Here is a 21,728-nt window from a genome sequence, read left to right on the forward strand (position 1 = left end):
CCGGCAGCCTTCAGCCGCTCCGGAAAGGTGCTTGCCTGTTCCCCGTAGCCGTAGCCGTAGCCGTAGCCGTAGCCGTACCCCTAGCCGTGGGCGTGGGTCTACGCCGAGACCAGCAACGGGCGCAGCAGCCGTGAGTCCGTCAGCCGGGCCGCCAGCGGGTCGGAGAGTCTGCGCAGGAGCGTCATCAGCAGCATCGCGATCAGCGTGCCGACCAGGACACCGGCGACCACGTCGTGCGGATAGTGCGCACCGACCCAGACCCGGGAGACGGCCATCAGGCAGGCGCCCAGCAGGGCTATGGTGCCGAGGCGACGGGAGACGTGGAGCAGGGCCACGGCGGCCGCGGCGGCGATGACCGTGTGATTGCTGGGGAAGGACCAGTCGCCCGGCGCGGGACACGCCTCCAGTGTTTTCACGTGCAGGCTCTGACAGGGGCGGTCCTCGCGCACGACCATCTTGAACAGGGAGTTCACCCCGAACGCGACGACGACGATCACCGGCACCGCGAGCGCGACCATCGCCGCCCGGGCGCTGCTGCGACGGGCCTGCCACCAGCCCACGAGCATGAGAACGGCGAACAGCGCCAGCCCGTACGTCGACCAGGCGGACACCAGGCTGTCCAGCCAGGACGGGGAGTCATGGGCGAGATTCACCACGTAGGTGTAGGTGGAGCCGTCGATCGACGACCCGTTGAACGCGAGGATCATCCCTCGGCACCCTTCTCCGCGGTCGTGGCAGCGGCCTTGCGGGAGCGGCGGAACTCGGCGGCCAGCGGGATCAGCGACACGATGACGATCACGGCGATGATCGGGAGCAGATAGCGGTCGACGTTCGGAATCGACGAGCCCAGTGCGTAGCCCGCGAGGGTGAGGCCGATGCTCCAGACGAGACCGCCGACGACCTGCCACACGGTGAACGTGCGGGCGGGGACCTGGAGGGCGCCCGCCATCGGGTTCAGCACCGTGCGCACGACCGGGACGAAGCGGGCCAGCACGATCGCCTTCGCGTGGCCGTACCGCTCGAGCAGCTCCTCGGCGCGCTTGGCCCCCTCGTGCAGCCGGGGCGAACCGCTGCGGGCGAGCAGCGCGCCGCCCGCCTTGCGTCCGATGAGATAGCCGCACTGGGAGCCGGCCAGCGCGCCCACGGCGGCGCAGACCAGGAGCGGCCCCAGGGAGAGCTTCAGGCCGCCGTGGCCCGACCCCGTGCACAACAGGCCCGCCGTGAACAGCAGCGAGTCACCGGGCAGGAAGAAGCCGATCAGCAGCCCTGTCTCCGCGAACATCACCACGCCGACACCCAGCACACCGAAGGCGGCGAGCAGGGACTGGGCGCTGAGGATGTTCACCGCCAGCTCCGACCCGAGCTGTGAACCGAGCTGTGACGCTGCGAACAAAGGTGCGGCCATCGCCGGGAGCCCTCTCATACTGGACGGGCGGGCGCAGTCGTGACGGCACCCGAGTGACTACAATCCTGTAGACGGTCTACTGAACTGTAGACGATACCGGGGTGAGGATCGTTCCCATGACCAGCGCGAAGGACGAACGCCGACCGGCGGGTGAGCTCGAGGCCTCCGTCATGGCCGCCCTCTGGGCCGCCGGCGCACCCCTGACTCCGGGCCGCGTCCAGACGGAGCTCGGCTCGGGGCTGGCCCGTACGACGGTGACGACGATCCTGTCGAGGCTGCACGAGAAGGGGATCGTCGGCCGGGAGCGGCAGGGCCGCGGCTTCGCCTACTTCCCCGTCCAGGACCCGCACGGCCTGACCGCCCGCCGCATGCACACCGAGTTGGACCGGGACGAGGACCGGGAGACGGCGCTCGCCCGGTTCGTCGCCCAGCTCAGCCCCGACGACGAGCGCCTCCTGCGTGATCTTCTGGAATCGGGTGAGCCACTAGAATCGGGTGAGTAATGACCACTCTGCTGATCATTCCGCTGCTCGTCCCGCTTCTGCTGCCCTTCGCGCTGCCGGGGCTGGCCCGCCGCTGCCTCGACCGCCTCGCGCCGGTCGCCGCCCTGTGGGCGCTGACCCTCACGGCCCTCGTCCTGGCCGGTGCCTCCGTGGCCGCGCTCGGCGCGCTGCTCCTCACCGGCCTGCTCAAGCTGCCGGTCCTGGCGGGCCTGGGTGACCTCGTCCACCCCCTGCGTACCCCGTCGAACCTGATCGTCCTGCCGCTGGCGGCGGCGGCCACCGGCCTCCTGACCGTCGGCGCCGCGACCCTCGTACGCTCCGCCCTGCGCCAGCTGCGCGCCTTCCGCACCGCTCGCAGCCAGGCCGACCGTCGACCGGCCGCGGGCGACCTGTGCGTGATCGAATCGCCCCACCCGGACGCGTACGCGCTGCCGGGCCGTCCGCACCGCATCGTCGTGACCACCGGGATGCTCCGCAGCCTCTGTCCCGAAGAGCGCGAGGTGCTCTTCGCCCACGAGCGGGCCCACAACGCGGGCAACCACCACCGCTTCCTCGTCGCGGCCGAGATCGCCGCGCACTGCCACCCCGGGCTGCGCCCGGTCCGCGACAGCATCGCGCTCGCCGCCGAGCGCGCCGCGGACGAGGCCGCCGCCACGGCGGTGGGGGACCGGCGGCTGACCGCGCGCGCCATCGCCCGCGCCGCCCTCGCCACCACGGCCGCCCGCTCCACCCGCCCCGACTTCGCCGCCGCCGCGACCACCGGACCCGTACCCCAGCGGGTCGCGGCTCTTCTCGCGGCTCCCGGGCGCCGCCCCCGCGTCGCCTCCTGGATCGCCCTTCTCCTCGTCGCCTGCGCGACCGTCTCGGCCTCCGCGGCGGCGACCGGCGTCCTCACCTTCCACCACGAGGTGGAGATCGCCCAGGGCGAGGAGCCTCGCTGACCCTTCCGGGTCGGGTTGCCGGGGCAGGGCCGTGACGCCCATCTGTTTCCCGTGGAGAAGAGACCGACGAGTTGCGGGCCGCCCGTGCCATGCGCCGGGCCGTGCTCGGCGACGCCTACGGAGCCACCAGCTCTACCTGCGCGCCGTCGAGGAAGAGGACCGGCCGTCACCGATCGGGGCGGCCACCGGCGTCCTGTGGGAGAGCTTCGCCGCGGCGGAACCCGGCGCCGACCTCACCCGCGTCTTCCCCTACGTCGAAGGAGCCTGATCCCGGTCCTCGTGAACCCGGCGGCGCGCGGCGGCCGCATCTGCCGTGTGGCCGTCGGCCGGGGCGTCCGCGCTACTCGGACGCGTCGCTGAGACCGAGCCGCAGATGCTCCACGTGGTAGACCGCTTGGTCGAGGAGTTCGGCGACATGGTGGTCGTGCAGCGCGTAGACCACCGACCGGCCGCGGCGCTCGCCGACGACCAGGCCCAGATTGCGCAGCAGCCGCAGCTGGTGCGAGCAGGCGGACTGCTCCATGCCCACCTCGGAGGCCAGCTCCGTCGCCGGAAGCGGACCTTCGCGCAGCCGCGCGAGGATCAGCAGCCGTGAGGGGGTGGACAGGGCCTGGAGCGTGGTGGCCACCTTCGCGACATTGGCCGCGTCCAGACGCACGCGCGTGGTGACGTTCCGAGCGGCGGCGTCCTGCGCGGTGGTGACGGCTCCATGACCCATGGGCGTATCTTACTCATCGCACATGAATGTATGAATAAGTCTTCATGCGTTCCTGTATGGTGCCAGGGTGTCCTCCACTCTTGACTCGCCGCCCGTCCCCTCCCTCGACGCGTCCGCCCGCACGGCCCCGCGCCGCCGCACCCGCGTCCTCGCGCTGCCGGAGGCCCGCTGGGCGCTCCTCGCGACCGCCGCCTTCCTGTCGGCACTCCCGTTGCACTTCGCTGACGCGCCAGGCTGGACGTATGGGCCGCTGTACGCGATCGCCTACCTCGCCGGTGGCTGGGAGCCGTTGCTGGCGGGACTGCGGGCGCTGCGCGGGAAGACCCTGGACGTCGATCTGCTGATGATCGTCGCGGCCCTCGGCGCGGCCGCGATCGGGCAGGTCCTGGACGGCGCCCTGCTGATCGTCATCTTCGCCACCTCGGGCGCCCTGGAGGCCCTGGCCACCGCCCGCACCGCCGACTCCGTACGTGGTCTGCTCGACCTCGCGCCCGCGACGGCGACCCGGGTGACCGCCGACGGTGAGGAGTCCGTCCCGGTGAGCCGACTCCGCGTCGGTGACGAGCTGTTGATCCGGCCGGGGGAGCGGATCGGAGCCGACGGACGGGTCCTCGACGGTACGAGTGAGGCCGACCAGGCGACCATCACCGGCGAGCCGCTGCCGGTCCTGAAGACCCCGGGCGACGAGGTCTTCGCGGGCACCCTCAACGGCACCGGAGCCCTGCGCGTCCGTGTCGAGCGCGACCCCACCGACTCCGTGATCGCCCGGATCGTCACCCTCGTGGAGGAGGCCTCGCGCACCAAGGCGCCGACGCAACTGTTCATCGAGAAGATCGAACAGCGCTACGCGGTGGGCGTGGTGGCGGCCACGCTCACCGTCTTCGCCGTGCCGCTCGCCTTCGGCGCGGACCTCACCGGCGCGCTGCTGCGGGCGATGACCTTCATGATCGTCGCCTCGCCGTGCGCGGTCGTCCTCGCGACCATGCCCCCGCTGCTCTCCGCCATCGCCACCGCCGGCCGGCACGGCGTTCTGGTCAAGTCCGCGCTCGCCATGGAACGCCTCGGCGAGATCGACACGGCCGCCCTCGACAAGACCGGGACGCTGACGGAGGGCGCGCCCGAGGTGACGGCCGTACGCCCGGCGACCGGATCGGGGCTGGACGAGGACGCCCTGCTGGCGCTGGCGGCCGCCGCCGAGCACCCCAGCGAACACCCGCTCGCCCGCGCGATCGTCGCCGCCGCCCGCACCCGTGACCTGCGCCTCGCCCCCGCACGCGACTTCGCGGCGAAGCCGGGACACGGCGTCACCGCCACGGTCGACGGCCGGGTCGTCACGGTCGGCCGCCCCGACCCGGGCCTGGACACGGATACGCACACGGATGCGAACACGAATGCGAACACGGACACCGACGTCGAAGGCGGCACGGTCGTCCGCGTGGAACGCGACGGCGCCCTCGTCGGCACGCTCGTCCTGGCCGACCGCCCGCGCACCGACGCCGCCGAGACGGCCGCGGGGCTCACCGCCCTGACGGGCACCTCACCCGTGCTCCTCACCGGCGACAACCCGCGCGCCGCCGCCCAGGTGGCCACCGCCACCGGCATCACGGACGTACGCGCATCCCTGCTGCCCGAGGACAAGGTCACGGCCGTACGGGAGCTCCAACGCGCCGGCCGCAAGGTCCTGTTCGTCGGCGACGGCGTCAACGACGCGCCCGCCCTGGCCGCCGCCCATTCGGGGATCGCCATGGGCCGGGCGGGTTCCGACCTTGCGCTGGAGACGGCGGACGCCGTCGTCGTCCGGGATGAGCTGGCGGCGATCCCCGCGGTCGTACGGCTGTCCCGCGCGGCCCGCCGCCTGGTGGTCCAGAATCTCCTTGTCGCGGGTACGTTCATCATGGTCCTCGTCCTGTGGGACCTGCTCGGACACCTCCCGCTGCCGCTCGGTGTCGCGGGCCACGAGGGCTCCACCGTGCTGGTCGGGCTGAACGGGCTGCGGCTGCTCCGGGAGTCCGCATGGCGTCTGCGGGAGTCCGCAGGGCGTCGGCCGGACGGAGGCCGACCTCGGGCGCTGTGAGGTTGATGTCGGATTCTCGCCAGCCCCGGCCTCGCGCGTGCCCGATGCTTGAGGCATGCGGAATGGGATGCACACCGACATGGAGCGCTGTGTGCGCGCTGTCCAATCGAAGGACGCGCGCTTCGACGGATGGTTCTTCACGGCGGTCCTGACCACGCGAATCTACTGCCGGCCGAGCTGCCCGGTGGTGCCGCCGAAACCCGAGAACATGACGTTCTACCCGAGTGCCGCGGCCTGCCAGCAGGCCGGGTTCCGGGCCTGCAAGCGCTGCCGTCCGGACACCAGCCCCGGCTCGCCCGAGTGGAACCAGCGAGCCGACCTCGTCGCCCGCGCGATGCGTCTGATCGGCGACGGGGTCGTGGACCGCGAGGGCGTTCCGGGTCTGGCCGGCCGGCTCGGCTACAGCATCCGCCAGGTCGAGCGGCAGCTGCTGGCCGAGCTGGGCGCGGGACCGCTCGCGCTCGCCCGGGCACAGCGCGCCCAGACCGCCCGGCTGCTCATCGAGACCACCGCGCTCCCGATGGCGGAGATCGCCTTCGCGGCCGGGTTCTCCTCCATCCGTACCTTCAACGACACCGTGCGCGAGGTCTTCGCCCTCGCCCCGAGCGAGCTGCGCGACCGGGTGCCGAAGAAACGCGCCCCGGCCACCCCGGGCGTCCTGAGCCTGCGGCTCCCCTTCCGCGCCCCGCTCAACCCCGACAACCTCTTCGGCCACCTCGCGGCGACCGCCGTACCCGGTGTCGAGGAGTGGCGCGACGGCGCCTACCGGCGCACCCTGCGCCTGCCCTACGGCCACGGGATCGTCGGGCTCACCCCGCACGTCGACCACATCGCCTGCCGCCTCACCCTCAGTGACCTGCGTGACCTGCCCGTCGCGATCAGCCGCTGCCGCCGCATGCTCGACCTGGACGCCGACCCGGTAGCCGTCGACGACCAGCTGCGGACGGATCCGGTGCTGGCGCCCCTGGTGGCGAAGGCCCCCGGCCGCCGGGTGCCGCGCACGGTCGACGAGGCCGAGTTCGCCGTACGGGCCGTCCTGGGCCAGCAGGTCTCCACCGCCGCCGCCCGTACCCACGCGGCCCGCCTGGTCACCGCGCACGGCGAACCCGTCGAGGACCCCGAGGGCGGCCTCACCCACGTCTTCCCCTCGCCTCAGGCGCTCGCGGCCCTCGACCCGTCCACGCTCGCGATGCCGAGCACCCGCCGCACCACCTTCACCACCCTCGTACGCCAACTCGCCGACGGCTCCCTCCACTTGGGAGTGGAGTGTGACTGGGCCGAGGCTCGCGCCCGCCTCCTCGCCCTCCCCGGCTTCGGCCCCTGGACGGTCGACGTCATCGGCATGCGCGCCCTCGGCGACCCCGACGCCTTCCTCCCCACCGACCTCGGAATCCGGCGCGCGGCCCAGGAGCTGGACCTGCCGTCGACCCCCGCCGCCCTGACGGCGCGCGCGGCGGCGTGGCGCCCGTGGCGGGCGTACGCGGTCCAGTACCTGTGGGCGACGGACAGCCACCCGATCAACTTCCTCCCCGTATAAGCGACTTCAGGCACATGCGCATGGCTTCAAGCGACTCGAAGGTACGAACTGTGAAACAGCACATGGTCATCGACAGCCCGTACGGCCCCCTCACCCTCGTCGCCGACGACGGCGTCCTGTGCGGCCTCTACATGGTCGGCCAACGCCACCGCCCGCCGGAGGAGACCTTCGGTGAACGCGACGACACGCCCTTCGGCGAGGTCACCGACCAGCTGAAGGCCTATTTCGAGGGCGAGTTGAAGGAGTTCACCCTCGAACTGCGCATGTCCGGCACCCCCTTCCAGCGCAGCGTCTGGGAGCAGCTGCGCGGGATCCCCTACGGCGAGACCCGCTCGTACGGCGAACTGGCCGAAGCCCTGGGCAACACGGGCGCCTCCCGCGCGGTCGGCCTCGCCAACGGCAAGAACCCCATCGGCATCATCGTGCCCTGCCACCGCGTGGTCGGCGCGAACGGAAGCCTCACCGGATACGGCGGCGGCCTGGACCGCAAGCAGCGCCTGCTGGACTTCGAGAGCGGTACGGCACTCTTCTAGCTCTCTTCGCTCAGGGTGCGCAGCAGCTTCGGCAGGGCGGTCCCGATCGGCTCCCGTACGACCTCGTCGGCCCGGTCGTCGTACGGTGTCGGCTCGGCGTTGACGATGATCAGCCGGGCTCCGTGATCGGCGGCGACACCGGCGAGCCCGGCGGCGGGCTGCACCTGCAGACTGCTCCCGACGGCGATGAACACCTGGCACGCCTTGGTGATGGCGACCGCCTCGCTGAGGACCACGGGGTCGAGCGGCTCGCCGAACATCACGGTCGCCGACTTGAGGATGCCGCCGCACTCCAGGCACAGCGGATCGTCCTCGCCGGCCTCGACGCGGGCGATCGCGTCCTTCATCGGGCCCCGCTTGTGGCACTTGGTGCACACGAAACTCCGCGCGGTCCCGTGCAGTTCGATGACCTTGCGTGCGGGCATGCCGGCGAGCTGGTGCAGTCCGTCCACGTTCTGGGTGATCACTCGTACGGGCACGCCGGTCCGCTCCAGGTCGGCCACGGCCCGGTGTGCGGCGTTCGGCTCGGCTTGGAGGGCGCGGTTCTCGCGTCGCATCTGCCAGGACCGCCGCCGGATCTCGGGATCGCCCATGTAGTACTCGTACGTGACGAGCTTCTCGGCCTCGGGATTGCGCCGCCACAGCCCGTTCGGCCCGCGATAGTCGGGGATTCCGGAATCGCAAGGCATGGGTGGATGTAACACAAAGCACCGTGCCGACGAATGGAGCGTTCGGAGCACTCGCTACAGGACCATATGGGTAGTCGACGCAGCCATGGCGCTGGACGGCTTAACCGCCCGTCACCCAGCGGATCGCTGCGATCACACCCAACAGCACGGCGGGGCCCACCCACCACCACCCCATGATCCGTCGCACCGACGGCAGCAGCCACAGCACTCCCACCGCACCGGCAGCCCCGATGGTGAGGACGCATGAGAGAACGATGCCGGCATACGCGTCGTCGTCCCAGGGCCCGGACGGACGGATGGTCAGTGCCGTCCAGCAGAAGTACGCAGCGACAAGGGTGAGCAGGATCAGTGGAACGGCGAGGACCAGGCGCAGGCAGCCACGGTCGTTGTCCACCTCGGAATGGCTGGTCATCAGCGCAGTGCGTTCCTTGCCTCGTCCAGATTGTTCGTAAAGCCACGCCCGTAGGCCTGGGCGTCGTCGGTCTGCCAGTACGGGCCACCGTTGTAACGCGCGGCGAGTTCCTGATACTGGGCCGACGTCATCTCCTCCGCAGGCACGTTGGCGAACTCGCTCTCCGCCTTGAGTTGGGCCAGGTACTCCGAGGCGATGAAGATGTTCTGCGCAGGGTCCTGGAGAGAATCCTCCACCATGCTGCGTTGCTGGTCGGTGAGGTGGTCGGGGTCGTAGCCGAGGACCTTGGCGCCACGTCGCACCTGGATGGCAATGGGCCCCATGGACGTGTTGTCGGGATCGCCGCCGAGACGCCAGGGGAGGCTCTCGGGGGTGATCGGACTGAGTGGGGAGTCGGCCTGTTCGCGGATGGTGTCGGTGATGTCGTCCAGGATGCCGGGCTGTCCTCCGATCTCCTGCCAGGCGATACCGGCGACCATGTCCGGCGGGAGCCCCGAGTTCCGTGCCGCCGCCTTGATGATGTCCTTGTTCGCTGTGATCCAGTCGGCGCGCTCCTGGGCGTTGGAGGGCGGACTCCAGTAACTGTCTTTCGCTCCCGGGAGGTTGGCGACCTGGAGGCGGATGTCGCGCAGCGTCGGGGAGACGATGTCGCTCCCGGCGATGGGGTAGTAGTCCTGCTTGAGGCCGCTGCCGGGCAGATGGGTCAACGGATTCGTGCGCGCTTCGGCAGCCTCTCGCCGCAAGTCCGCGATCGCCGAGACGATGTCGACGCGTTGAATGAAGCCCATGCGGAAGTCGGGCAGCAGGTCGTACGCCTGCTTGAGCTGGTGGACGCAGAGCTCCCGTGCCTCGTGTTCTGTGGTCTTCGCCAGATGGAAATCGCCGCCGGCGGCGTCGTGCAGCCGGTTCGCGTCGTCGCGGATGTCGTCGACATCCATGGTGAGTTCGGCGAAGAAGTCCATGACACCGGTGGTGGACCGCATGTCCTCCCACTGGCGCATCGGCTCCGCCTCCTGGGCCTCACGGGTGATCGCCGTGCCCTTGGTGTGGATCAGGTTTGCGAGGGACTGCTCGTTCGCCTTGCCGTTGGAGTAGTGCGCCTTGGCGACCTCCAGGGCGAACGAATAGTCGCTCAGGGCGCCGGCGGCCTTATGGTAGCCCTCGGCGAGCTGCGTGAGCAGTTTGCGCGCCTCGGTGAGCCGGGCTTCGTAGTGCTGGCTGCCGTCGCTCTTCCACTGGGTGTGCTTCTCGGCTCGCTCGGCGGACGGGTCGACCGCCACGAGCATGTCGTGCAGGCGCTTGAACTCGTCCGCGTTCCGCTCGACGAGGGGCGGGTTGCAGCCCTCCAGATATTCAACGTCCTTGCGGTGGCTGATTCCGCCGCTCATCGTGCCTCCGGAGCGACGTACTGGCCCTAGTGCAATATGTTGTCGAGGAAGCGCTGTGCCGTGTCGTCGTCGATCTTCACGAAGTCGCTGCCGACTGTTCGCAGGCGGGTGGAGAGTGCCGCGAAGAGAGCGACCGCGTCCAGGTACTGGTCATCCGCGAATCCGGCGAACCGGGCCACCTGCTTGGCCACGTCCTCGTGTGTTCGAGGCTCCCGGGCCGTGGTGGTGAGTTCGGCGTCAGGCCGGCCCTCCTGGAGGAAGCCCGCTATTTCAATCAGCAGATTCGCGTTGCCGTTGATCGAGTCGGTCTTGGCCACCAGACTCCCGGCGACTGGTGCGCCGGTGCCACCGCTCGCGTCGGCCGGAAGCTGGTCGATCTGCATGCCCGTCGACCTGCGCGCGAGGGCGTCGGCCTTCAACTGGGCCCACTCCTCATCGAAAGACAACTCGGCTCCCCCTCCGGTTTGTTGTCTCGAACGCCTAGTCGATCACCCCATTGGGAGGGGCTTTACCCAAACCTCGCCACTTCTTTGCGGAGTGACGTCACGTCGCTCCGCCCTGACGTGCCGTGTGGTGGAAGTAACACGCAGAGAAGGGTGGTTCCTCCCGTCGCAGGTGGTGTAGCGAACAGGGCGGTTCGTGACGGGTTCGACGAAGTCCGCACCGCTCGTGCCGCTTGAATCACTCGCTCAAGCAGGCGGAGTGGACCTTTCGCCTCAGCGTGTGGTTCATGACGGGTGGAGCGGTGGTGATTCTGGCCGGAGCAGTCCTGGCGCTTGTGCCCGGACCTCAGCTATCTCCCACTTGTCACGAGCCTGACGGGAGCGCTGATCACAGTTGGCGGTGGCGCACTGGCGCTCCACTCGAAGCGCACCATGGCCAACCTCACCAAGGCTGCTGAGGACAACGAAAGTAAGATCGACATTGACCATAAGCTCGAAGTCGCGACGACCTTCATCGATCGGGTTGGAGACCCCGGCGCTAAGGATCGTCTCAACTCGGCCGCGGCTATGAAGGCTTTGGGCATGGAGGCGACGCCGGAGACGATGGTCAATCGGCTGCTTCCTGAGCAGGCCAAGGAGATCGAGCCGGGTGACTCCCCCTGCTGAACAGCCTGAGGGCCGTGGTGGCGTTCCAGGCGCGCTTTAGTAATTGATCTCATCGGTCAGCCCGCGAAGCAGTGCGGGCAGGGCGGTGCCGATCGGTTCCCGTACGACCTCGTCGGCGATCTCGTCGTAGGGGGTGGGTTCGGCGTTGACGATGACGAGCCGGGCTCCGTGGTCGGCGGCGACACCCGCGAGGCCGGCGGCGGGTTGGACCTGAAGGCTGCTGCCGACGGCGATGAAGACCTGGGAGGCCTTGGCAATGGCGGCGGCCTCGCCGAGGACGACGGGGTCGAGGCGTTCGCCGAAGAGCACGGTCGCCGATTTCAGGATGCCGCCGCACTTCAGGCACGGCGGGTCCTCCTCACCGGCTTCGACGCGGGCGAGGGCGTCCTGCATGGGTGTCTTGGCGTGGCATTCGGTGCACACGACGGTACGTGCGGTGCCGTGGAGTTCGAGGACCTTGCGGGCAGGCATTCCGGCGAGCTGGTGCAGGCCGTCGACGTTCTGGGTGATCACGCGCACGGGCACCCCGGACTTCTCGAGTTCGGCCACGGCCAGGTGTGCGGCGTTGGGCTCGGCCTGGAGCGTCCGGTTCTTCCGCCGCATCTGCCACGCCCGGCGCCTGATCTCGGGATCGCCCATGTAGTACTCGTACGTCACGAGCTTCTCGGCCTCGGGATCCCGCCGCCACAGCCCGTTCGGACCGCGATAATCAGGGATTCCTGAATCGGTGGAAATACCTGCGCCACTGAGGATGGCTACTAGAGGGCTGCCCATGGGCCGAGAGTAGGACTCCTGCCTGATCAGAGCGAGTGGATATCGGGGCATGCCCCTCGTGCGTCGGCTGTGCTCGTCGGCCAAGGGGCATGTCCCGCGCTCAGAGCCCTTGCCTCTGGCTGTGGGAGCGGGAGCGACTCCTGCCGGGCTGAGCCGTACCATCGGCAGCATCTTTCAAGCAGTGAAACGGACGGGTACTGCGGCCTTGGTAGGCCGAGGGTCAACCCAGGTGACCCGTTCAGGACGAACTGGCGACCGTACTGCCCGACAGGCCTCACGCCGGTTCCCACGGCTGACTGATCGCTGGCCGATGTCCATGTTCGGTGATCGCCGCACCGGTGAGTTCAGCTTCGGGGAGCATCTGGAGCACATCCGAACACGGCCCGGTGTACTACAGGCCTGGACGCCTCGTACGGCGGCTAAGTCACGTACCTCTACGGCTACGGCGCCGGCCCCTGCGCCTGGCTGTCGACGTGTTGTTCGGGCTCCTCGGAGAATTCCTCTGGGCCCGTGACATCGAGCGAGACGGACTGCGACGTATCTTCCGCGACTACGCGCTCCATTTCCCGGAGTGATCCGTGAGCCGCAGGACCCTGGCGGCTTACCGGCCAGGCTGGGCACCACGTTCAGCAGTGATCGTGCGCACGGCCCGTGCGCACGCCGCCCACCGCGCTCCATCTCGGGTGTGTACGACCTTGACGGGTGGCTCTGCACAAGTCCTGCCGTGCCACGTGCACCGGGCTTCCCGAAACGACACGCTTCCGGGATCGAGTCCTTCGGGAAAGTCCGGCCATTCGTCAACCGACGTCATGCCACGACGGTAGTCAGTACCAGAGCACTGCGCGGCAGTCTGGGGTCGAACCCACTACACATGCGAGGGCCCGTCGCCGGTCACGCCCGACAACGGGCTGACGGACACGGCGAGATACCGGAACTCTCCCCCTGCTCCGTCCAATTCGGAGTACGGCTCCCAATCGAGCGGATACGTACCCCGCAACGTGCACGTGTTCGGCTCGTAGGCGCCCTCGGCCCACAGCAGCGTGCCGACCAGCTCACGTCCCTGATGGATCCTGAACTCTCGATCCCGAGTCTGCCCGCGGCTGGCGCCGGGCGGAGTCCACAGGGACGCGTCGTTGGTGAGCATGATGGCAAGACCGTTCTGGTCAGGCCGGCGGCAGAAGCGCTCCAGCCTGGCTATGTCCCGCACGAAGTACAGGCGGGCGAGGTCAGCGGCGGCATGCCCCTTCAAGGCGTAGTCCTCGGCGGAAGCGCCCACCGTGCCCGTCCATCTCCGGGTGAAGTACTTGAACTCGATCGCGGTGCGGGCCGACGGGCCGATGCACAGGAGGTCCAGGTATTCGGCCTTGCTCCCCGCCCTCTGCGGTACCTCAAGCCTGGAGTGCACATCCGGCGACAGTTCCCACAGGGCCCGCGCGAAGCTGTGCTGAAGATCGGCCTCGGAGTGGAAGACCGGCCTGTGCCTGCCCAGTTGTGCGATGACGTCGCCGAGTGAGATGCGTCCGGCGACATTCCCGTTGCTGTCCATCGCTGCCATGGTCACGGCGCCATTGAAGTGGCTCCTCGACTGAATTCTCAAGCCGTAGTGTCACCGTGCTTGCTGCTACTCAAAGAGCGTTTAGTCCTGTTCGTTCTGTTTGGTCTCGTAATGGAGTCCTGAGTTGTGTCAACGAGGCTGTCAGTAGTGCCTTGTAGCGTCGCGGCATGATGCGATACGCAGATCCGGGGGCCGTTGAGTGGATCGAGTCCGGTGGTGGGCCTCTGATCGTCATTCCCGAGGTATCGCTGTCTGCGTGGAGGGGAGCTGGCGGGGATGAGTGGGAGGATTACGACAGGGCGTGTGATGTCGGCGGCCATGTGGGCCTGATTGCCGTGGGGCAGTCGCATGCCTTGGTGCTTGGCTTCGATCCCGCCTCTACGGCCTTTCTGCCGAACGTTGGTGCCTTCGTGCGCTGGATCGCCGCGGACTCGGAGGAGGAACTTCTCGACAGCGTCGATACGGCTTTTGCGTCCGTCGTCTGGGAAGAGACGGTGACGTGGGATGTGCCGGGCCCCGTGGTGCTGTTGGACTCAGCCTGTCCGGGGGACGAGGCGTATGAGGACGAACGCTTGCGGGTCGAGATCGCAGCAGGGCGTTACCAGGTGCAAGCCGCGCAGGTGACGCCCAGACCGCGCACCACGTTTTGCCTGGTCCAGCTCGTTCCAGTGACCTGATGGGCAACGCGGCGGTTCAAGTGTCGCGCCAGTTCTGTGTCCCCTCGCTGGTGAGCCTTCGGCTTACCAGGTCGATCATTGCCAGCTTGATCATGGCTTCGGAGCGGTGTGGGTGGGTCTCGTAGTCGCGGGCGAGGCGGCGGTGGTGCATCAGCCAGCCGAAGGTCCGCTCGACCACCCAGCGCCGGGGGATGACTTTGAATCCTTTGACGCCGGGGTCGCGTTGGACGACTTCCACGTCGATGCCGAGGCGGGCGCCGTGGTCGATGGCTTTGGTGCGGTAGCCGGTGTCGGCCCATGCCTTGGTCACGCGAGGGTTCGTGGCGGCAACGCGGGACATCACGTGCATGCCGCCCGCGTTGTCGGAGACACTCGCTGCGGTGACCCAGACAGCCAGGAGCAGGCCGAGGGTGTCCACCCCGATATGGCGTTTGCGGCCCGCGATTTTCTTGCCGGCATCGATACCCTGGCTGGCCGCGGGGATGTTCGCGGAGGTCTTCACACTCTGCGCGTCCAGCACGCAGGCGCTCGGCTCGCCATCGCGGCCTTCGGCCTCCCGCACCAGACGACGCAGAAGTTGCATCCGCCGCACCGGACGCGTCTGCACCAATGGCACCACGTCGAGTCACCCCCTAAAGCGCCAACAAACGTCCCTACCGGGACAAAATGCTCTTTAAAAGGTGGTTTCAGAAAGGCGGATCGTCGGCGAAGCCTTCAGCGTGAGCGCGGACGTCAGCGGGCGTGTGCTTGTACTGCTGGAAGGGCGTGATGTCCGCGCCCCAGCTGGCGAGTGTGTCGATCGCGCGCTGCCGGTAAGGGGCGCTATCGGCGGCGAGAGCCCACACGTCATCACGCAGGCCTTCAGCGTGGTGGGCGAGCTCTGGTGAGGCAAGCAACGGAAGTACAGCAGCTAGGGCGGCATCGCGGACCTTCAGCTCGTCGTCTTTGAGGAAGGGCTGAATGGCGTCATAGAGGATCGGTCGAAGGGTGCGGAACGCTTCAATGTCAGCTTCGTACCCGTCAGGTGACTCTTCGTTGGCGTCCCAGGCCGTGCTGCCGAGCCAGTTCAGGAGACCGACGCGAAGGAGAAACCGTGGTTCCTCACCGAAGTCAGCGGCATCCCATTGCCTCTGGTCGGTGACTTCGGCGAGAGTCCGCGGGTGCCCGAGAACCGCCGCCACGAAAGACGCCGCGGGGGCCGTGGCAGTGTAGAAGGTGTTCGAATGCGTGACGGCTTGTTGCAGGTCACGGAGAGCAGCGCCCTGCTTGCCCGTGTCATTGTCGAGAAGTTGCCGCAAGACCACAGGCGTCGCCGGCGCAATGTTCGGGCAGCAGTGCTCCACCGAGCTCCAGTCTGTCCGCAGCAGCAGCTCTTCCGGATCAACGGATCGACCTTGCCGGCTGTTCGTACTCATCGGGCGAGTGTGACAGCCGGCCGGTGCAGCACTGCACTCAGGTCCGGCCAGCCTGCGCATGGGACAAATGCTTGGACAGTTGGCGCAGGCAGATGACGCAGCACGCCAATTGCAGAAGTCCTGGATGCAAGTCAGCGCGGCGCTCGTAGCGGGTTTGCAGTAAGTAACCCGTCTCTCAGTACGGGAGCCAGTCGCGTGGAGCAGCATCATCACGCAGCGACGCAATCCGCCGGCCCACCTCTTGAGCTACCTTCTCCCCCTCGGACACGTTCTGCATGAGCCACGTGGTCATCTTGAACTCCTGGATCGCGCACAGCGTCGCGAACCCGGACCACTCCCTCAGGTCACGGCCGTAGGCGCCCACGAAGTCGGCGTACTGCTGGTCTGTCACCCAACCGAGACGGTGGTATTCGTGGGCGGCCACTTCAAGGTCCCACTCGGGATGATCAACGCAGAAGTTCTCCAGATCGATCAGGTGCACAACCCCGCTCCTGTCGACCATCAGGTTGTCGGTGTGCGCGTCGCCGTGCACAGGCCCCAGCGGCGATCCGAACCGTAGCTCCGCCAAGCGCCCCTTCAGTTCCTGCCCCTGCTTGCGCAGAAACTCAAGGTCGTCTTCTGATATCCCCGCGGCCCGCTCAAGCCGCAAGTCCGAGAGTCCGAGAGTCCGAGAGTCCGAAGGCGCTGTACCGAGGCAGTTCCAGGCTGTCGGGCAGAGGCAGCGCGTGTAGATCACGCAGGACCGCACCCAACTCTCCGTACGTAGCCGCCCTGCCCGCGTCGACGATCAGATGCCAGAAAGTCACCGGATGTCCGTCGACCAGCGGCGGCTGTTCAAGATCCTCAACGACACGAGCTGCCGGAAATCCCTCGCCAGCCAGCCGCCGCGACACGGCCACCTCTTTGCGAGCCGCCGACTGGTACTCAACCGACTGCGCGATACGCACGATCACCGGCACCGACACGAGCCGGAAGAGCGCATTCTCCCCGAGGCGGATCAACTCCGCGCCTCTGTCATCGAGCCCCGCAGCCCGGCAGGCGGCAACCATCACCCGCGTCGCCCCCGCCGACGTGAACCCCTCTTCCGACCGAGCAGCGTCAACCGCCATGCCCGTACCAGCTCCCCTAGTCGCGCGCGATCAATCAGCACACGCCCACGGGTGACCAACCCGACGTGCACCAGACACGACCACGACCGTACCCATCCGCAGACGGTCGGAGCGAGGACAACGGGCACCGCGATCCCCGTAGACCAGTGGCGCTCCCGGATGTGGCTGGACACCTGGGTCTGGCGCCGTGACAGGCAGTGTTCGCCCTGTCGCGACGCCCGGCACGCTCCCACACTGCCTTAAGGGCGTGGGAGGTGCCCCCACTCGCCGCACCCGTCGAAGACCCAAGTACGTCCAGTACGAGGGCCTCCGGCCGGCACGCCGAGAGCACGCACCGGACGCCGCTCCTTCACGGGCGAACGTTGCCTGCTATGGCACTAGCTGCGCAGACACACCATGAGGGCGCGGCCGACTGCCGCGCCCTCATGGTCGTTGTTGGTCGTTAGTTGCTGTTGTCGGTTGCCCTCGCACGGCCCGGAGGCGGCCGACGGAAGATTTACAGACCGCGTGCGATGTCCCGGGTGACGTGACCTTCTCCATCTCCGTTGGCCGACTGCGAATCTAGGACCCGGGGCGCGGCGGTGTGCCGGTCAGCCGGACGAAGTGGTGGCCGAAGAATTCCAGGCCGCGGGTCTCGTCCACGAACTCGATGCCGTGATTGACCCACACTTGGAACGTGCGCGGGTCCTGGTCGAGCAGGCCGTCCTCCTTGGACATGATCTCCCGTGAGCACGTCCGGTGCGTAGTCCGGGTGAGCGGGTACAGCGTGACGTGCTCGCCTGCGAAGGCGGCCCGGCCCTTGAAGCCGTTGCAGCCTCCCTTTCCTGTGACCGTGCCGTCCCGGTGGAAGACGAAGTAGACCTCTTTGCCGGCCGTCATGTCGATGGTGGCATCGGAGACGATCAGATTCTGGAGTTGCCAGGGCGCTCCGAAGAGCCCCTGAGGCCACAGCATTTGCAACGCGACATAGTCGCCCCGCTGGTTCTTCAGCGTCATCGAGAGGTCGTCGACCCGCTCGGCCACCGCCAGGGGGCCGCCGGTGAGGATCTTCCGCATCCGCTCCTCGAAGGCCCGCTCCTTCGCCGGGCACGCGTCGTCCGGCGTCGCCCCCGACGTGTCCGCACCGACGGTGAGCGTCGTGGCGGTGACCGTGGCCGACGTCCTGAACGGCGTGCATCCATAGTCGCCCACGGCCGTGTTGTCGTAGCTGAACTCGACCCACGCGCCGGCGTCCGGCGGTGCGTCGATGTCGCGCCCGTCGACGGTGACCCAGTCGACCCGCCAGCGTGCGCCCAGGAGCAGCCCGCCGTAGCCGCCCGGCCCCTTCGGCGTGGTCCACGGCGTGGGCCGCTCCGGGGCCTTCCCCCCGCTCCCCGCCCGGGGCGAACCGCATGAGGTGAAGGTGAGCAGAGCGACGAGCAGTGCGCCGAGGAGGGCGCCGGTCCGGTACATGCGCATGATGATTCGGACCTCCGACCCACCTTCGGGGTTGTCCCGTCAGGACCACAGCACTTGCCGCGACCACGGTGCGTCAGGCTCTGAACTCGGCGGTCCCCCCACCGAGGAAGAAGCCGGTGCCGCGGGCGACGGTTCTGGATCCGGCCAAGGGCTGGATCGACGCGATGCTGCGGGAGGACCTCACCGCGCCGCGCAAGCAGAAGCACACAGCCCGGCGGATTTACCAGCGGCTCGCGCAGGATCACGGCTTTGACCAGGCGTCGTACTCGACGGTCTGTGACTACGTCCTGGTCCGGCGGCCGCGGATCGCCCTCTCGCTCTCCTCGGCCTCGGATGATCACAAACCGTGCGTCACGCCACTATGCCGAAGCTCTGCTTCAGGCCCCTGTGCAGTCGCCTGCACGGGGTCCGTGCCGATGAAATGAGTACCTCTTACTCATCCGGTGGCCTCGTGAGCGGTCCAGCGTTGCTCGTGCGCATGGGCTACCGGCTCATTGCCATGAGACCTGGGAGAACTGATGAGCGCGCACGGCCATGTGGACCTGGGCCACACGATGGCGGGATGGACTGGCACCCTCATCGCCGTGGTCGGCTTCGGGATCGCCGGCATCGGCGTGATAGCCGCCTCCGCCATCGTGATCGACGCTGGAGCTGCGACCGTCGTACTCGCTGCGGGGGTCACGTGGGTACTTCACCTAGCCGGATGGGGCAAGCCGAGCGGACCTCGTCCCGATGACCAATGGGACTGGCGCGTGCGCGATCTGAGTGCGCGCGGCGGCCACGCGGACTGTCTCGGATGCCGCATGGCCGGCCGGCGACCGAACACAGTTGTGGAGAGTCGTCAGCCGATGCAGGAAACCGCTGACGCCCGAATCTAGGACTTGTCCCTCAACTGGGCAGGACCGAATCGGGGCGGGTGCCGACCTGTTTGTCTGTAAGCAGTTCTTTGGGCTCCAGTGCGGCAATGGAAAGTGGCTCCACGAAGTAAGAAGTTGATCTGGCTCCACCAGGACTACGGGCACACGGGTGGGGTCTCACCGTCGGGTCGTACCTCTCCGGTGCGGAGCCGCTCCCCGCCGCGCCTGGCTGACGGTGGGCTTGCGCTGTCGTTCAGGGCGCCCGACGGGATGGAGTAATCGATACTCGGTTGGGATAGATGGGGCACGCCTACGCTGCGGTAAAGCCATCCCCATGGACTGCACGGGCCTGTCGGGTTACGACAGGAGAGTTACGTGGACGCTGCCAGGATCGCGGTCGTGACGAGCGAGGCAGGCATGCTCTGGGACACGGATCTCCGGCTGATCGTGGATGCGTTGCGCGATGGTGGTGCGATAGCCGAAGCAGTGGCGTGGGACGCGGAGGGCGTGGCGTGGGACAGGTTCGATCTCGCGGTCATCCGGTCTACCTGGGACTATGCGGAACGCGTCGGCGAGTTTCTGGCATGGGCTGACACGACGGCTCACCTCACGCGTCTGTGGAACCCGGCGTCGGTGGTGCGCTGGATTAGCGACAAGCGCTACCTGCTGGACCTCGCCGAGCAAGGGGTCGCTGTCGTGCCCACGCGCTTCATCGAACCGGGCGACCAGTACGACGAGGAGGACTTCCACGGGGTCGGCGGGGTGGTGGTCAAGCCCGCGATATCCGCAGGTGCACTCGACACCGCACGCTACGAACCCGACCGCCACGCCGACGCCGAGAAGCATGCCCGGATGCTGCTGCATCAAGGCCGCGTCGTGATGATTCAGCCGTATCTGCGTCTCGTGGAAGAGGGGGAACGCGCTCTGGTCTTCGTCTCGGGCACGTTCAGCCACGCGATCCGAAAGGGACCCGTACTGACCGAGCCCGGGGTGATCGACAACGACCGGGTGCCGCACCCCGACGTAACCCAGTACTCACCGACCGCCGAGGAGATCGACACCGCGCTGGCAGCACTGGCAAGTGTTCCGTCTCCGCAGCCCCCGCTGTTCGCCAGGGTGGACCTGGCCCTGGACGACAGCAGGAAGCCCGTGGTCATGGAGCTGGAGCTCATCGAGCCGAATCTGTTCCTGGGAGATTACCCGCGAGGCTTGGAGCGTCTCGTCGATGCTGTGATCTCCGAGGCTCGAAGAGCTACGTCGTAGCTTCCGGCGGCCTCTGAGTCCTCGAGGCTCGTGCCCAAACTCTCTAGGGCTGTGGAGTCGACCGATCCAGCCACGATGTGCCCTTTCGCTGGCACCATACCTCTGCATACTGCAGGCGCGGCACGGGCGCCGGCCGGGCTGGAGCGGGGCGGAGACAGGAGCACAGGCCCGGCCGCAGAGGAAGTTGTAACTCGGCATAGCCGAAACGGGCCGAGCGGGACTGACTCGCAGTTGCGAGCGACAGCAGCACTGAGCCCCTTCCTTGATCAAAGGAGGGCTCGGAAGGTCAGACCCTGCTGCTATTCAGCGTTCGGCGTGGGGGCGACCCCCGTCGGGCAAGACGCCCCCCAGTTCGTCCCGAACGGGGTACTTACCTTGACCCCTGTCCAGGCTGGCCTGCCATGTCACATGACCCGTCGGGCCCTGCGAGAAAGGGAGCGAAAGGGCGGCGTCACCGCGTCGGGAGGAGCCGCTTTCGGTGCTGGGAAGTCATCCCGGTCATGAGACAGCCTGCGTGTCGGCGTTCGTGGACGTCCTACCGGTCGATCGGGAAGCGGTAGACCGTTGACTGCCGGGCCTGGAAGCCCAGACGTTCATAAAGCCGGTTCGCTGCCGCACGATCCGGCCGGGAGGTGAGATCGACCGTCCGGGCACCTGCCTCCTGGGCAATCCGCAAGGCCTCCTGGGTGAGGAGGCCGGCGACTCCCCGGCCCCGCGCAACGCTGTCCACGACCACGTCTTCGACACGGGCTCGCAAGCCGGACGGCAAGGGGAGCAGCACCAGAGTCAGGGTGCCGACGATCTCATCGGATGTCCGGGCGACGAGCACCGTGTTGGCATCACACGTCACCATCCGGTCGATCGCTTCGTAACCGAGCGGGTCCGCCGTCGAAGACAATTGCGGTAGCAGCCGGCCGAAGGCATCCACGAGTTCCTGACTTGCTTCCCGGGCGATCTCTACATGGACGTCCATGCCGTGAGCCTATCCATCGCCCGGGACTGATCAAGAGCATCTTGCGCGGACTATACCTCGGTGGCCTGCGGCGCCGGTGCGATGCCCGTCGGGCAGGACACTTCGTCGCGAACGGGGTACTTAGCTTGACCCCCGTCCCACCCAGCCCGCAGTACCCGTCCGGGTTTTTGCTGCTTGAAAGGTACTGCTGGTGGTAGCCCTCCGCCGTGCAGAACGTGCGGCCCTGAGGAAGATGGCATCCGTCGCGGTCATCGCGAGTGAGGTCTATGAACGTGGCTTGACATGGGCCATCATGCCGCGTTCACAGACCGCATCAGTGGTGCTGGAGCCGTCCGAGC

25 protein-coding genes and 2 pseudogenes are annotated in these 21,728 nt (G+C 68.1%); 11 read left to right on the plus strand and 16 right to left on the minus strand.

All coding sequences use genetic code 11. The features are described from left to right. Positions 1-98: 98 nt before the first annotated feature. Complete coding sequence (locus OG798_RS41685) at positions 99-707, minus strand: phosphatase PAP2 family protein (RefSeq protein WP_267063380.1); 609 nt, start codon at positions 705-707, stop codon at positions 99-101. Then, the gene (locus OG798_RS41690) at positions 704-1,405 is read right to left on the minus strand and encodes a DedA family protein (RefSeq protein WP_164331836.1); all 702 of its coding nucleotides are present in this window, start codon (positions 1,403-1,405) and stop codon (positions 704-706) included. The genes OG798_RS41685 and OG798_RS41690 overlap by 4 nt, the downstream gene beginning before the upstream one ends. A 116-nt stretch (positions 1,406-1,521) precedes the next feature. Between OG798_RS41690 and OG798_RS41695 the strand changes: the two genes are divergently transcribed. Continuing rightward, positions 1,522-1,908: a BlaI/MecI/CopY family transcriptional regulator gene (locus OG798_RS41695; RefSeq protein WP_075029680.1), complete on the plus strand. Its 387-nt coding sequence runs from the start codon at positions 1,522-1,524 to the stop codon at positions 1,906-1,908. Continuing rightward, positions 1,908-2,849 carry a M48 family metalloprotease gene (locus tag OG798_RS41700; protein WP_121414510.1) on the plus strand — a complete coding sequence of 314 codons (942 nt, stop codon included), beginning with the start codon at positions 1,908-1,910 and terminating at the stop codon, positions 2,847-2,849. Before OG798_RS41695 ends, OG798_RS41700 begins: the two co-directional genes overlap by 1 nt. Positions 2,850-3,189: 340 nt before the next feature. Here OG798_RS41700 and OG798_RS41705 read toward each other — a convergent pair whose 3' ends face one another. Further along, positions 3,190-3,567, minus strand: coding sequence for an ArsR/SmtB family transcription factor (locus OG798_RS41705; protein WP_095851709.1), 378 nt, complete (start codon positions 3,565-3,567; stop codon positions 3,190-3,192). A gap of 67 nt (positions 3,568-3,634) precedes the next feature. On the opposite strand from OG798_RS41705, the gene OG798_RS41710 reads away from it, so the two are divergent. The 3 genes from OG798_RS41710 (at position 3,635) to OG798_RS41720 (ending at position 7,711) form a co-directional block, all read left to right on the plus strand. Continuing rightward, entirely contained in the window at positions 3,635-5,641 is a 2,007-nt protein-coding gene (locus OG798_RS41710) for a heavy metal translocating P-type ATPase (RefSeq protein WP_328758693.1), read from the plus strand. A 67-nt stretch (positions 5,642-5,708) separates the two neighbouring features. Then, on the plus strand, positions 5,709-7,178 hold the full coding sequence (locus OG798_RS41715; protein WP_328760141.1) for an AlkA N-terminal domain-containing protein: 1,470 nt from the start codon (positions 5,709-5,711) through the stop codon (positions 7,176-7,178). Between the two features lie 50 nt (positions 7,179-7,228). Then, on the plus strand, positions 7,229-7,711 hold the full coding sequence (locus tag OG798_RS41720) for a methylated-DNA--[protein]-cysteine S-methyltransferase (protein WP_328758694.1): 483 nt from the start codon (positions 7,229-7,231) through the stop codon (positions 7,709-7,711). Here OG798_RS41720 and OG798_RS41725 read toward each other — a convergent pair. The 4 genes from OG798_RS41725 to OG798_RS41740 all read right to left on the minus strand — a co-directional run bounded on the left by OG798_RS41725 (position 7,708) and on the right by OG798_RS41740 (position 10,646). Next, positions 7,708-8,400, minus strand: coding sequence for an SIR2 family NAD-dependent protein deacylase (locus OG798_RS41725; protein ID WP_328758695.1), 693 nt, complete (start codon positions 8,398-8,400; stop codon positions 7,708-7,710). The two genes, OG798_RS41720 and OG798_RS41725, sit on opposite strands and share 4 nt — an antisense overlap. Before the next feature lie 100 nt (positions 8,401-8,500). After that, on the minus strand, positions 8,501-8,812 hold the full coding sequence (locus OG798_RS41730; protein WP_267063386.1) for a hypothetical protein: 312 nt from the start codon (positions 8,810-8,812) through the stop codon (positions 8,501-8,503). Beyond that, positions 8,812-10,200, minus strand: coding sequence for a hypothetical protein (locus OG798_RS41735; protein WP_328758696.1), 1,389 nt, complete (start codon positions 10,198-10,200; stop codon positions 8,812-8,814). The genes OG798_RS41730 and OG798_RS41735 overlap by 1 nt, the downstream gene beginning before the upstream one ends. Before the next feature lie 26 nt (positions 10,201-10,226). Beyond that, positions 10,227-10,646, minus strand: a complete 420-nt coding sequence (locus OG798_RS41740) for a hypothetical protein (RefSeq protein ID WP_267063389.1) — start codon at positions 10,644-10,646, stop codon at positions 10,227-10,229. A gap of 284 nt (positions 10,647-10,930) precedes the next feature. Here OG798_RS41740 and OG798_RS41745 point away from each other — a divergent pair, with 284 nt between their 5' ends. After that, positions 10,931-11,101 (plus strand): hypothetical protein, encoded by a 171-nt coding sequence (locus OG798_RS41745; protein WP_328760142.1) that lies wholly within the window; start codon positions 10,931-10,933, stop codon positions 11,099-11,101. Further along, positions 11,076-11,309, plus strand: a complete 234-nt coding sequence (locus OG798_RS41750) for a hypothetical protein (RefSeq protein ID WP_328758697.1) — start codon at positions 11,076-11,078, stop codon at positions 11,307-11,309. Before OG798_RS41745 ends, OG798_RS41750 begins: the two co-directional genes overlap by 26 nt. Positions 11,310-11,345: 36 nt before the next feature. Here the strand turns inward: OG798_RS41750 and OG798_RS41755 are convergent, their stop codons facing one another. Continuing rightward, positions 11,346-12,083: an SIR2 family NAD-dependent protein deacylase gene (locus OG798_RS41755; protein ID WP_328758698.1), complete on the minus strand. Its 738-nt coding sequence runs from the start codon at positions 12,081-12,083 to the stop codon at positions 11,346-11,348. Positions 12,084-12,948: 865 nt separating this feature from the next. Then, complete coding sequence (locus tag OG798_RS41760; RefSeq protein ID WP_328760143.1) at positions 12,949-13,638, minus strand: hypothetical protein; 690 nt, start codon at positions 13,636-13,638, stop codon at positions 12,949-12,951. 167 nt (positions 13,639-13,805) lie between these two features. Between OG798_RS41760 and OG798_RS41765 the strand changes: the two genes are divergently transcribed. Beyond that, positions 13,806-14,315 carry an Imm21 family immunity protein gene (locus tag OG798_RS41765; protein ID WP_267063393.1) on the plus strand — a complete coding sequence of 170 codons (510 nt, stop codon included), beginning with the start codon at positions 13,806-13,808 and terminating at the stop codon, positions 14,313-14,315. Positions 14,316-14,331: 16 nt separating this feature from the next. On the opposite strand, the pseudogene OG798_RS41770 reads toward OG798_RS41765, so the two are convergent. The 5 genes and pseudogenes from OG798_RS41770 to OG798_RS41790 all read right to left on the minus strand — a co-directional run. After that, positions 14,332-14,892, minus strand: a pseudogene (locus OG798_RS41770) (IS5 family transposase); the annotation flags it as partial. A gap of 109 nt (positions 14,893-15,001) precedes the next feature. After that, positions 15,002-15,730, minus strand: coding sequence for a hypothetical protein (locus tag OG798_RS41775; RefSeq protein ID WP_267063394.1), 729 nt, complete (start codon positions 15,728-15,730; stop codon positions 15,002-15,004). Positions 15,731-15,905: 175 nt separating this feature from the next. Continuing rightward, positions 15,906-16,379, minus strand: coding sequence for a phosphotransferase family protein (locus OG798_RS41780; RefSeq protein WP_323138765.1), 474 nt, complete (start codon positions 16,377-16,379; stop codon positions 15,906-15,908). Next, entirely contained in the window at positions 16,369-16,839 is a 471-nt protein-coding gene (locus OG798_RS41785) for a phosphotransferase (RefSeq protein ID WP_328758699.1), read from the minus strand. Before OG798_RS41785 ends, OG798_RS41780 begins: the two co-directional genes overlap by 11 nt. A gap of 561 nt (positions 16,840-17,400) precedes the next feature. Next, on the minus strand, positions 17,401-18,297 hold the full coding sequence (locus OG798_RS41790) for an META domain-containing protein (protein ID WP_328758700.1): 897 nt from the start codon (positions 18,295-18,297) through the stop codon (positions 17,401-17,403). A gap of 116 nt (positions 18,298-18,413) precedes the next feature. On the opposite strand from OG798_RS41790, the gene OG798_RS41795 reads away from it, so the two are divergent. The 3 genes from OG798_RS41795 (at position 18,414) to OG798_RS41805 (ending at position 20,417) form a co-directional block, all read left to right on the plus strand. Continuing rightward, positions 18,414-18,722, plus strand: coding sequence for a hypothetical protein (locus tag OG798_RS41795; protein ID WP_328758701.1), 309 nt, complete (start codon positions 18,414-18,416; stop codon positions 18,720-18,722). Positions 18,723-18,815: 93 nt separating this feature from the next. Continuing rightward, a complete protein-coding gene (locus OG798_RS41800; RefSeq protein WP_267063397.1) occupies positions 18,816-19,175 on the plus strand; it encodes an HGxxPAAW family protein in 360 nt (119 codons plus the stop codon). A 354-nt stretch (positions 19,176-19,529) separates the two neighbouring features. Beyond that, positions 19,530-20,417, plus strand: a complete 888-nt coding sequence (locus OG798_RS41805) for an ATP-grasp domain-containing protein (RefSeq protein WP_267063398.1) — start codon at positions 19,530-19,532, stop codon at positions 20,415-20,417. 535 nt (positions 20,418-20,952) lie between these two features. Here the strand turns inward: OG798_RS41805 and OG798_RS41810 are convergent. Continuing rightward, a complete protein-coding gene (locus tag OG798_RS41810; RefSeq protein WP_267063399.1) occupies positions 20,953-21,390 on the minus strand; it encodes a GNAT family N-acetyltransferase in 438 nt (145 codons plus the stop codon). A 50-nt stretch (positions 21,391-21,440) separates the two neighbouring features. Next, positions 21,441-21,616: pseudogene (locus tag OG798_RS41815) on the minus strand (peptide-methionine (S)-S-oxide reductase MsrA); the annotation flags it as partial. Between the last annotated feature and the right edge of the window lie 112 nt (positions 21,617-21,728).

It is taken from the genome of Streptomyces sp. NBC_00271 (assembly GCF_036178845.1).
Classification (GTDB): domain Bacteria; phylum Actinomycetota; class Actinomycetes; order Streptomycetales; family Streptomycetaceae; genus Streptomyces.